Origin of the sequence: Enterobacter sp. 50793107, from assembly GCF_001463365.1 — a bacterium.
GTDB lineage: Bacteria > Pseudomonadota > Gammaproteobacteria > Enterobacterales > Enterobacteriaceae > Enterobacter > Enterobacter cloacae.
Map to the genome: position 1 here is coordinate 1 of NZ_LNII01000162.1, position 10,467 is coordinate 10,467.

Below are 10,467 nucleotides of genomic sequence, written 5' to 3' on the forward strand. Positions count from 1 at the left end.
TGAATATGGAAAGAGTTTTTACCCAGATCGATACCAATGAGCGCAATGTTTTCCATGATAGTTCTCCGAATGAAAGCCTGTCCTCAGCATAATACCGGGAAGGAGGGAGTGACCATCTCATTAAATATTCTCGTTTGCGGGATAAAAGTGACCTGACGCAATATTTGCGTTTTGATGCTTATTGATAATGTTGTCACAAAAAGTGAGGGTGACTGCATGGATAAATTACTTGAGCGTTTTTTACAGTACGTTTCGCTGGATACCCAATCTAAACCGGGTGTCCGCCAGGTGCCAAGCACCGAAGGCCAGTGGAAGTTATTAAACCTGCTCAAAGAGCAGCTTGAGGCCATGGGGCTGGTCAATGTCACCCTGAGCGAAAAAGGCACTGTGATGGGAACGCTGCCTGCCAACGTCCCCGGTGATATTCCGGCGATTGGCTTTATCTCCCATGTCGACACCTCTCCGGATTTTAGCGGTAAACATGTTAATCCGCAGATTGTGGAAAACTACCGTGGCGGTGACATTGCGCTGGGAATAGGTGACGAAGTGCTTTCGCCGGTAATGTTCCCGGTGCTGCACCAGCTCCTCGGGCAGACGCTGATCACCACGGATGGCAAAACGCTGCTGGGGGCAGATGACAAAGCGGGTATCGCGGAAATCATGACGGCACTGGCGGTGCTGAAAGGAAAAAATATTCCGCACGGTGATATCCGTGTGGCCTTTACGCCGGACGAAGAGGTGGGCAAGGGGGCGAAACATTTTGATGTCGAGGCCTTTAACGCGCAGTGGGCCTATACCGTGGACGGCGGTGGCGTGGGCGAACTGGAATTTGAAAACTTCAATGCCGCGTCCGTGACCATCAAAATTGTGGGTAATAATGTGCATCCTGGCTCCGCCAAAGGTGTGATGGTGAATGCGCTGTCGCTGGCGTCCCGTATTCATGCGGAAGTCCCGGCGAATGAGAGCCCGGAGCAGACCGAAGGTTATGAAGGTTTTTATCACCTGACCAGCATCAAAGGCACGGTGGACAGCGCGCAGATGCACTACATCGTGCGTGACTTTGACCGTAAAGCGTTCGAAGCGCGCAAGCGTAAGATGATGGAAATCGCGAAGAAGGTGGGTAAGGGGCTACACCCGGACTGCTATATTGAGCTGATTATTGAAGACAGCTACTACAATATGCGCGAGAAGGTCATGGAGCATCCGCATATCCTGGATATCGCCCAGCAGGCCATGCGCGACTGCGATATTGAACCGGTGCTGAAGCCGATTCGCGGCGGCACCGACGGTTCGCAACTGTCCTTCATGGGATTGCCGTGCCCGAATCTCTTTACCGGGGGATACAACTACCACGGTAAGCATGAGTTTGTGACGCTGGAAGGGATGGAAAAAGCGGTGAAGGTGATTGTGCGGATTGCGGAGTTAACCGCGAAGCGTTAAGACATCGCCCGGTGGCGCTGCGCTTACCGGGCCTACAGGAACAGGTAGGCCGGGTAAGGCGTAGCCGCCACCCGGCATCTGGAAAAGGAGTGCCCATGTCAAACTACCGTCGCCATTACGTCCCCGGCGGCACTTGGTTTTTTACCGTTAACCTGCAAAACAGACAGAGCGATTTACTTACCCGCCATATTGATAGCCTCCGCCAGGCCACCTCCTCGGTGAAACGATCAAAGCCCTTTACGATTAATGGCTGGGTGATCCTTCCTGAACATATGCACTGTATCTGGACCTTGCCGGAAGGTGACAGCGATTTTTCCGGGCGCTGGCGTGAGATCAAAAAAACGTTCTCACGAAATATTGAAATGCGCCATATCTGGCAGGCGCGTTTCTGGGAACATACCATCCGCAACGACAATGATTACCGCCGACATATGGATTACATCTACCTCAACCCGGTGAAACATGGGTACGTTGGTAAGGTTGTCGACTGGCCGTTTTCAACGTTTCATCGGGATGTACGGGAAGGGTTGTATCCGGCGGATTGGGCCGCGGAGATTGTGGATTTTGCGGCGGGGGAGTGGAAGTAAAAACGCCGGGTAAGCGTAGCCGCCACCCGGCAATACATTACAACTCAGTCCTCAAAGAACCAATACCCGCTGTTGACCAGCGCGGCAAGCATGGCGAGGAAAGAGGGATCTTCCAGGGCGTCGCCAAAGGTATCGGCAGTCAATACCAGATGGCTGGCGATGGCTTCCAGCGCCGGGCGATGCGGAGAATCCAGCTTCTCACCGTTGACGAAGACATCTTCACCGATGCGCAGCACGCGTAACCCACCCAGGCGAACCAGCTTGTCACCCTGCTGCAGCGCATCATAAATCTCGTCGGCCTGGTACGGCGGCTCCGGAGGTGCCACATCCAGCTCGTGACGTGACTGGCTGATAAACTCACCAAACCACTGTCTGAAATGTTCCGGCTCGTTGATCAGATCCAGCATCATGCCGCGCAGCTTATCCAGTTCTGCTGGCAGAATGTCTGCCGGATGCTCGCGGGAAGGCACATCCGGATCGCTGTAGCGATGGCTGCCCAGCTCGCGTTGCAGAACGTAATCGGCAAAACCGCTGATCATCTCACGACCACTTGGCGCGCGGAATCCGACAGAATAATTGAGGGAGTTTTCCAGCGAGTAGCCTTCATGCGGGAATCCCGGCGGAATATAAAGAATATCTCCCGGCTCCAGCTCTTCGTCGATGATCCCGTCAAACGGATCCACCTGAAGCAGGTCAGGATGCGGGCAGTGCTGTTTCATCGGCACTTTTTCACCCACGCGCCAGCGGCGGCGGCCGGTCCCCTGAATGATAAACACATCGTACTGATCCAGATGTGGGCCAACGCCGCCCCCTGGCACGGAGAAGGAGATCATAAGATCGTCCATTCGCCAGTCGGGCAGGGCGCGGAACGGGCGCATTAAGGCTGCCGTCGGCTCGTGCCAGTGGTTGACCGCCTGCACCAGTAATGACCAGTTATTTTCACCGAGGTGATCGTAGCTTTCGAAAGGACCATGGCTGACCTGCCATTTTCCATCCTGGTGGCTCACCAGGCGGCTGTCGACTTCGTTTTCCATGGCCAGGCCAGCCAGTTCATCAGGCGAGATAGGGTCGACAAAATTGCTGAACCCGCGCTTAAGAACTACCGGGCGTTTCTGCCAGTAGCGTTCAATAAACTCGGGCCAGTTCAGTGCTAAGTGATAATCCATATTTTTTTATTCCGCAGGCTCTTACTGAGTCGGATTATAACGGAAGCGCAGAAGCCTGGGTGCGAGATCCGCGCATTTTTCACATAACGGGCTAACTATCGTTCGATGTGGGCTGCTGACGGCCAAAAATCACTTCCATTCTGGCACCGCCAAGTAAACTTTCACCGGTTTCGATTTTGCCGTCGTACTGGTCGACGATCTCGCGTGCGACGGACAACCCCACCCCCTGGCCGGGACGCAATGTATCCGCACGCTGACCGCGATCAAATACCACGTCACGTTTGTTTCGCGGGATCCCCGGGCCATCGTCCTCAACAATGATGTGCAGCTCGTTGTCCGTCTGACGGGCGGAAACCTCCACGAACTCCAGACAATATTTACAGGCGTTATCGAGCAGGTTACCCATCACCTCCATGAAATCATTTTTTTCGCCGACGAAACTGATTTCAGGAGAGATATCGAGACTGATGTTCACCCCTTTACGCTGATACACCTTATTCAGCGCAGAGGTCAGGTTATCCAGCAGTGGTGCCACGGGGTGCAGCTCCCGGCTCAGCAGGGCGCTGCCGGAACGCATGCTGGCGCGATGAAGATAGTAGCCAATTTGCTGCGAAATACGGCTGATCTGCTCAAGCATAACCGGCTCGGCATCATCGACGCTCATTCTGGAGCTGCGCATGGATCGCAGGGTGCTTTGCATGACGGCCAGCGGGGTCTTCAGGCTGTGAGTGAGGTCAGTCAACGTTGTGCGGTATTTATCGTAGCGCTCGCGTTCACTTTTCAGCAGGCGGTTAAGGTTACGCACCAGACTTGTTAGCTCACGCGTTGTCTCAGGATTAAGCTTCTCGCGATGATGCTCCTCCAGCTCGCGAACCTCTTTCGCCAGCGATTCAATCGGGCGCAAACTCCACCAGGCGGCAATCCACAGCAGCGGTATGACCAGCAGCAGATTGGCAGCCAGCACGTAGACGAACCAGCCCCAGACCCGATAAGAGCGTTTAAGCTCGACGGGGATGGTATCCACCACCACGATGGTCAGCTGCGGCATGTCAGGCGTGGCGGGATAGAGGTTGATGGCGACGGAGTGGGTCATTTCTGTTTCGGCGTCATCGGCGCGGATCTCATTCAGCTTTTTTTGCAGAGAGCGATCTTCGCGCAGCAGGCTGCTGGTGGTATTCAGATCGGCTTCAATTTCATGAAATCCGTTGGTTTTAAGCCATTCCGGGCGGATGCTTTTCACCAGCCAGGGAACATCACGCTGTGCCCACAGCAGTTTCCCTTTTTCATTGTAAATCAGCGCCAGCGTGGGACTCTGCTGGTTAAGATTCTCCGGCATTTCGACGCTGATCTGGTTGTTTTCCCACTTTGCGAGGGTATAAAACAGGTTGCTCTCACCGCGCAGCAGACGAAAGGTCGTTTTATCAAAGCTGACGCTGTAACCAACCAGCGCCACCATGCCGTAAGAAAGCGACAGCACCAGCACAACAGCGGCTGTGGCCAGCAAAAAACGAACCCGCAGTGAAAGGGGCATAATGTGCCGCATTAGTCGTTTCATTTAGCGTAATTCGAACAGGTAGCCCTGACCGCGCACGGTTGTGATCACATCATGCGGATACTGCGCCTGAATCTTCTTACGCAAACGGCCCATCAGCACATCAATGGTGTGACTCTCACGCAGTTCGGCATCCGGGTAAAGCTGGAGCATTAAGGAGTCTTTGCTCACCACTTTACCGTTGTTACGGATCAGCGTTTCCATGATGGTGTATTCGAAGGCCGTCAGTTTGATGACTTCATTGTTGATTGAGAATTCCCGCCGGGAGAGATCCACCTGGAAAGGTGGAAGGGAAATCACCTGGGAGGCGAGCCCGCTGTTGCGGCGTAACAGGGCCTGCATGCGTGCCGCCACTTCTTCAATATGAAACGGTTTGGTGACGTAATCATCGGCACCGGCACTGAGCACTTCCACTTTGTCCTGCCAGCCTTCACGCGCGGTCAGCACCAGGACAGGAAGGGAGACATCGTGGCTGCGCCAGCGGCGAATCAATGACAGTCCGTCTTCGTCAGGTAACCCGAGATCAACGATGGCGATATCCGGCAGGTGTTCATTGAGATAATAATCGGCTTCTTTTGCATCTTCCGCATCATCCACCTGATGTCCCATCTCCTGAAGCTGAACCTTCAGGTGATGACGTAGCAATGCGTTATCCTCAACAACCAGTACGCGCATCATCTTTCTCCCAGAATTAATAGTATGAATAGTTTAACGCTGATTATGGAGTTTGGAACCAGCGTCATGAAATTAAATGACTTTTTTAATACTTCCAATCCCTTGGGGGCGTCCTGGGGGCAAAGCTGTCGGCATCTTATTGTTCAGCATGTTGACCTGATCCTGGTTCATATCGCCGATCCACTTCGAATACACCTCGTACACCATACGCGCATCCTCATGACCCATCTGGCTGGCGATAAAGGAAGGGTTAGCACCGGCCATAAGCGTCCAGCAGGCGTATGTGTGTCGGGACTGATAAGGATTTCTCTCACGTATTCCCGAAAGTTTAGTGCCCCGTTTCCATCCATACGAAATCGAGTTTTTGGAAAAAAAGCTCTCATTCACTGACGATTTCTTTTCCGGGGAAAACACAAACCGCAGATTTTGTGGCTCTGTTTTGCCGATTTCACGGTGATGGAAAATGATCTGCTGTCTTGGGTTATTGCCTGTGATTTCGAACTGCTCCAGCAGCGCATCATGTGCAGGCTTAAGCAGCGTGATCGTTCGTATACCAGCATCTGTTTTCGGCGGCACAAACACACGCTTGTTCGTCAGGCTTCTTGATACGTGAATTTCACCTTTTCTCAGATCGATATCCTCCCACGCCAGAGCACAAATCTCGCCGGGCCTCATTCCCGTGTGGACGGCTACAATGATGATCAAAGCCAGTTTTCGGGGAAGGGCGGCAATCAGTGCCTGGTACTCATGAAGTAGAAGCGGATCGGGGTCTGCCTTAGATAGCTTCAGCCGGGACACGCCCTCATAAGGAGCGTTTAATATAAACTGACTTCGATTAGCAAGCTTCAGCATTTCTGATAAAACCGCCATCTGTTTATTGACTGTTGAGGGCGCGCGCCCCTTTTTAACCAGGTTAGGCATTGAAGGGTTTAATACGCTGCCGGTCAGCAGTTCTTTGCGGTAATTCAGTATATCGGCGTGCTGAATATCAGCCAGTGGAGTATTTTCTCCCACAACACGTTTCAGTGTGTTAACTGCAGATGTGAGAGAATGAAGGGTAGCCCCCGACACTTCCAGAGCCTTTGTATCAATGAAAAAATCGCTCAGCTCTTTAAATGTCGTGATCCGCTTAGTTGATGAAAATTTTTTCAGAGCCTTCGATTCAGGGAAGCGCGCAGCGTAGTCGAACTGGCCGAACTGGATCTCACTCACGATGACTGCACGAAGGTTTCCCGCCTTCTTGATGTTACTGCTGTTAACCACCCAGCCACGGAGAACTTCGCGGCAGCGAATGCCGCGATAGGTAAACGTGATTCTGATTTTTCCGTTATGAAGTTCAACGCCGGTTGGAAAGTTCATCATGCTTCCTGAATAAATCTATTAATCAGCGGAAAGTTGTACCAGACCAAAGCGCGTTTGCTTTCTCCACCGGGTACTGCGGGTACTCGCTTAAAATGAACCCCTTCAATCCAGCTTCCGAGGCGATAAGCTTTTATTTGCCTGTCATCCAGCCCCGTTTTCTCAGTTAGCCTTCCCGCCACCATCCACTCTTCATCGAAAATGATTTGCGCCATGCTTAACTCCATGACGCCGCCACGAGCAGAGTACCGTAGCGGCAGATAGTATATTGATTGTCAAAAATCACCGACCAAGGCCAGGGAGGCACATAAGATGCCTGGCACCGATCATTGCCGTTGCCACGTAACTACGGGGGCGGTTAACAACCTCAACCATAATTTTTCTCCCTTTGAACTTGATGGTGTAAAAAGTCTGTTTGTCGCTGCGACCATGCTCGCCATATTTATCAAAATGGCATTTGAGCGCGGCGGCGCATGCTGGCCCGCCGATGCTGTCTCCCTTGCTACGGTTAATCAGACGCACAGGAGCCTTCCTGATGGTTGATCACGCCGCAGGCAAGCCCGGCGGCCATAGCCGGTAATTCCTCATACTGATTGCAATATGCCGGGTTGGAACATAAGCCCTGCAGCGCTGCAATGGTCAGCTGTTGCTGGTAGGTAATCGATGAAAGGGGCGCGTTTGTTTCAGCTACTGGTTCGTGCTCGGCATCCGGCTTTGCAGTAACGGCTGGAGGATCGAGTGCGACAGATTTTGGTGGTGCCGGGCGGCGGTATTCCACGATCGCATCAAGCGCTATTTTCTGACGAACGCTGATATCGTCAGACCACTGTTCAAGAATCGTAGTAGCAACGTCCTGTACTTCTTCATCACTGAAATCAGGCGACAGACAGAATTCAGTCGAGGTGATATCTGCAATCAGTAACGGGAAAATATGCTCGATGTCTTTACCCGTGGTGGTGATGAGATTTTCGATATCATCCTGGTCACCGATGTTTGTGCGCCCGGACATCAGCTCGTTTAATGCATGGGCGATTTCAATCTCGCGAACACTTAGCGCTGGTGGCACTTCCTGTTTTTCGACTTCATTTGAGGGGGCGGTATTTATCAGTGCATCGACGGAAAAGACGCCTCCGCCCAGGTTCTCCACTTTCGGCTGGTCCGTGGGCTGCTGCACTGACGCTGAGCTCTGAGCGAATGCCTCATTGAGTTCTTTGTCGAGCTGCGCAGCTTTGGCAGGGCAAACTGCTGGTGGCTGAGTTTCGCCAGGTACATGCGGTTTGGCTTCATCATTTTCGTTTACCTCAGGGGTGGCGCGGGATTTTGGGCGGCAAGCCGCATCAACCGTTTTCTGATCTGGGTGCGCGTGGTCAAATTCAACCAACTCGCGATTGATGTACTCGCGCAGCGCGATAGGATCTATCCAGAGTTCTTCCGGAGCCGATTTAATCAAGGCGATGATGGCTGCCCGGGAATAATCCAGAATACCGGGGGTGCCGCGCAGTTTTTTCCACCATGCAGTAAAGCGGGGGTCCTGTTCTGCTTCGGCCATGGCTTTCGCCGGAATAAATAATCTATTCGGGATCCCGTAAATATCGATCTCGTCGTACATGCCCAGAATCGCAACAGCAACCTCTATCTTCAGCGTAGACAGGTTGTGTGCCAGATCCGGGCTACGGTCTGTCTTGTTTCCTCCGCCCAGAGTGGAGTCAGTGTCCGCGCGGTTTTCTTCGGTGTTAGTGCTAGCAGGCTGAGGTCGCTTATCAATCGGCGTATCGATCCATTTAGTGATCTGTTTTTTAATGTCCGGCCACTGTGCAGATTCTTTTGTGTTCTCACGTACCCAGGCGAGTAAATGCTCCTGCCGTTCCGGTGCCAGGGCCAGCGATCGTGTTTCTTTGGATAGTGCTTCGGCCAGCTCGCGGGCAAAGCTGGGTTCATCATCATTCTTCAGATCGACGATCTGGCCGTACTGCGCTGAAGTGATTCCAGGGACCGGGCCGAACAGTGCCAGACAAGCTGCCCGGGATGCCTGGTCGAGCTGCGCAACGATTTTAATTTCTTCCTGTGCCTTGTTGTCGTCCCATTCCGTCTTTTCTTCAGATTCAGGCTGTGGCGCCGCAGCTGGTTCACCTGCATTCACATTCCAGATAGCCACGGTATCGAAAAATTCAGGTGAGAAAACATCAAGCTCAGGGCACGGCAAACCGTCACGATGCTCCCAGATTTTCACTTTAAAATAATCATCAATATGTTCAGGGTGCTCAGCCGCCAGCTTGCCGAAAATAACGGCTTCAGCGATGGCTTTTGTTGCAGCATTAACTGCGGTTGCAAGCGGTTTTAAATCAGGGTGTTTTTTTAATGCTTTATCTTTTGGGAAATAAGCACCACCAAATACTTTTAACTCAATAGACATAATGACCTCGCTAAATATTTGAAAAATGATGTTGAATGAAATGGCTTGCGGATGCCGCGTTTTACCTTTCTTAAAGCGTCACGGTTTTCTCTTTTTTCATTGCATTGCTCACATAAATAAACTGTGCGCTTAAAGGGGTATATGTCTGTTTTCCTTTCGTGCATTTCCGATTTTTTATATTCGCGGCAGCAAACAGCGCAATGACAAATGATGTCATCCATATCAGTTAAGTAGTTGGCGTTTGTGATCGTAATAGGACATGCCGCAGACGTTCTGTGCTTCTGCGAATTTCACAGACAGCAAGCTAATGTGCTTAACAGCGCATACTGGACAATGAAACTCGCCCAGCACATAGCCACCATCAAGCACAACGGTTACAGGGCCAGAGGCTGGTAAATGAACCACGCCAGAAATAATCCCGTTAATATTAAATGTCGCCATTTCTTTGTTTACTATTGCCAGACCCATTTCAATGGTTTTTACTTCTAATTTCATTTCAGACACCTTGTTTTGGTTGAGAGAATCCCTGCCGTTTAAGGCATGATTTTTAATCGTGTATAATTAAATGACAGTCAGGTTATTGCGTTTTATCGACGCTATTAACCTTCAGAGTTCAGGGTTGCCTTTTTGAGCCAGCAAATAACAAAGTTGTCGAAGTTTTATTTCAAACCAGTTAAGGCGGACTGCCTGTTGCCGTGATGGTTGACGCTTAAAGTCAGTCATATTGAATCCCCTATGAAGGTTATTAACAGCCACTACAATTTTCGATTGCCCACAACTGGAAGCACACTCCGCCATCTAACAAACCAATCCCCATTAGTGAAAGGGGGGAGTGCGCTTCCAATTGTGCGCCTGTCTTTTCACCACTTCAGGCTCGGTGGTATTCTGGTTGCTCTCACACAGCCAGAAGGAAACTTGCATGCGCGGAGTCGTCGTACATCATGAGCACCGCATTGGTTACATCGTTATCCGTGACCAAATCGGAGAATTCACAGTCGCTGAGCTGCTCGGTGGGTATGACATCGAGAAGGGGCACGTCATATCCGGTGATTTCCATAGCCTCGGTGGCGAAACTTTCATGAACGAGACCGAAGAAGAAGAGATTGAGGTATTTGTTCAGGCTTACGGCTTGTCTGAACAGCAATCAATGAATCGCCACGCGTTTAACAGACACCTCAGAGTCATTTAAGATGACTTAAAGAGAGGTGCCCATGAGCGGTAAGCGTTATCCTGAAGAGTTTAAAACTGAAGCAGTCAAACAGGTTGTTGATCGCG

At 51.5% G+C, this 10,467-nt stretch carries 11 protein-coding genes; 3 read left to right on the forward strand and 8 right to left on the reverse strand.

The window, feature by feature from the left end:
* Positions 1 to 216 precede the first annotated feature (216 nt).
* Positions 217 to 1,440, forward strand: coding sequence for a peptidase T (pepT, locus tag APU11_RS22795; RefSeq protein WP_013097087.1), 1,224 nt, complete (start codon positions 217 to 219; stop codon positions 1,438 to 1,440).
* A 95-nt stretch (positions 1,441 to 1,535) separates the two neighbouring features.
* Positions 1,536 to 2,027, forward strand: coding sequence for a transposase (locus tag APU11_RS22800; protein WP_038419118.1), 492 nt, complete (start codon positions 1,536 to 1,538; stop codon positions 2,025 to 2,027).
* A 44-nt stretch (positions 2,028 to 2,071) separates the two neighbouring features.
* Here APU11_RS22800 and APU11_RS22805 read toward each other — a convergent pair whose 3' ends face one another.
* The 8 genes from APU11_RS22805 to APU11_RS22840 form a co-directional block, all read right to left on the reverse strand.
* On the reverse strand, positions 2,072 to 3,193 hold the full coding sequence (locus APU11_RS22805; RefSeq protein WP_014831472.1) for a cupin domain-containing protein: 1,122 nt from the start codon (positions 3,191 to 3,193) through the stop codon (positions 2,072 to 2,074).
* A 91-nt stretch (positions 3,194 to 3,284) separates the two neighbouring features.
* Complete coding sequence (phoQ, locus tag APU11_RS22810) at positions 3,285 to 4,748, reverse strand: two-component system sensor histidine kinase PhoQ (protein WP_029881973.1); 1,464 nt, start codon at positions 4,746 to 4,748, stop codon at positions 3,285 to 3,287.
* Positions 4,749 to 5,420 carry a two-component system response regulator PhoP gene (phoP, locus tag APU11_RS22815; RefSeq protein WP_013097083.1) on the reverse strand — a complete coding sequence of 224 codons (672 nt, stop codon included), beginning with the start codon at positions 5,418 to 5,420 and terminating at the stop codon, positions 4,749 to 4,751.
* Between the two features lie 72 nt (positions 5,421 to 5,492).
* A complete protein-coding gene (locus tag APU11_RS22820; RefSeq protein ID WP_058651007.1) occupies positions 5,493 to 6,779 on the reverse strand; it encodes a site-specific integrase in 1,287 nt (428 codons plus the stop codon).
* The gene (gene xisR / locus APU11_RS22825; RefSeq protein ID WP_023343778.1) at positions 6,779 to 6,994 is read right to left on the reverse strand and encodes an excisionase family protein; all 216 of its coding nucleotides are present in this window, start codon (positions 6,992 to 6,994) and stop codon (positions 6,779 to 6,781) included. The genes APU11_RS22820 and xisR overlap by 1 nt, the downstream gene beginning before the upstream one ends.
* 67 nt (positions 6,995 to 7,061) lie before the next feature.
* Positions 7,062 to 7,301, reverse strand: a complete 240-nt coding sequence (locus APU11_RS22830; RefSeq protein ID WP_058651005.1) for a DUF4060 family protein — start codon at positions 7,299 to 7,301, stop codon at positions 7,062 to 7,064.
* Positions 7,288 to 9,192 (reverse strand): hypothetical protein, encoded by a 1,905-nt coding sequence (locus tag APU11_RS22835; protein WP_060578726.1) that lies wholly within the window; start codon positions 9,190 to 9,192, stop codon positions 7,288 to 7,290. The genes APU11_RS22830 and APU11_RS22835 overlap by 14 nt, the downstream gene beginning before the upstream one ends.
* A gap of 222 nt (positions 9,193 to 9,414) precedes the next feature.
* Complete coding sequence (locus APU11_RS22840) at positions 9,415 to 9,687, reverse strand: hypothetical protein (protein ID WP_058651002.1); 273 nt, start codon at positions 9,685 to 9,687, stop codon at positions 9,415 to 9,417.
* Between the two features lie 424 nt (positions 9,688 to 10,111).
* Between APU11_RS22840 and APU11_RS22845 the strand changes: the two genes are divergently transcribed.
* Positions 10,112 to 10,381, forward strand: coding sequence for a hypothetical protein (locus tag APU11_RS22845; RefSeq protein WP_060578727.1), 270 nt, complete (start codon positions 10,112 to 10,114; stop codon positions 10,379 to 10,381).
* Positions 10,382 to 10,467 lie beyond the last annotated feature (86 nt).

What these genes read in the sequence shown, in the direction of transcription:
- APU11_RS22835 (WP_060578726.1), bottom strand. Translation starts at nt 9,192, where the DNA reads ATGTCTATTGAGTTAAAAGTATTTGGTGGTGCTTATTTCCCAAAAGAT.
- phoP (WP_013097083.1), bottom strand. Translation starts at nt 5,420, where the DNA reads ATGCGCGTACTGGTTGTTGAGGATAACGCATTGCTACGTCATCACCTG.
- APU11_RS22845 (WP_060578727.1), top strand. Translation starts at nt 10,112, where the DNA reads ATGCGCGGAGTCGTCGTACATCATGAGCACCGCATTGGTTACATCGTT.
- APU11_RS22840 (WP_058651002.1), bottom strand. Translation starts at nt 9,687, where the DNA reads ATGAAATTAGAAGTAAAAACCATTGAAATGGGTCTGGCAATAGTAAAC.
- APU11_RS22800 (WP_038419118.1), top strand. Translation starts at nt 1,536, where the DNA reads ATGTCAAACTACCGTCGCCATTACGTCCCCGGCGGCACTTGGTTTTTT.
- xisR (WP_023343778.1), bottom strand. Translation starts at nt 6,994, where the DNA reads ATGGCGCAAATCATTTTCGATGAAGAGTGGATGGTGGCGGGAAGGCTA.
- phoQ (WP_029881973.1), bottom strand. Translation starts at nt 4,748, where the DNA reads ATGAAACGACTAATGCGGCACATTATGCCCCTTTCACTGCGGGTTCGT.
- APU11_RS22805 (WP_014831472.1), bottom strand. Translation starts at nt 3,193, where the DNA reads ATGGATTATCACTTAGCACTGAACTGGCCCGAGTTTATTGAACGCTAC.
- APU11_RS22820 (WP_058651007.1), bottom strand. Translation starts at nt 6,779, where the DNA reads ATGAACTTTCCAACCGGCGTTGAACTTCATAACGGAAAAATCAGAATC.
- pepT (WP_013097087.1), top strand. Translation starts at nt 217, where the DNA reads ATGGATAAATTACTTGAGCGTTTTTTACAGTACGTTTCGCTGGATACC.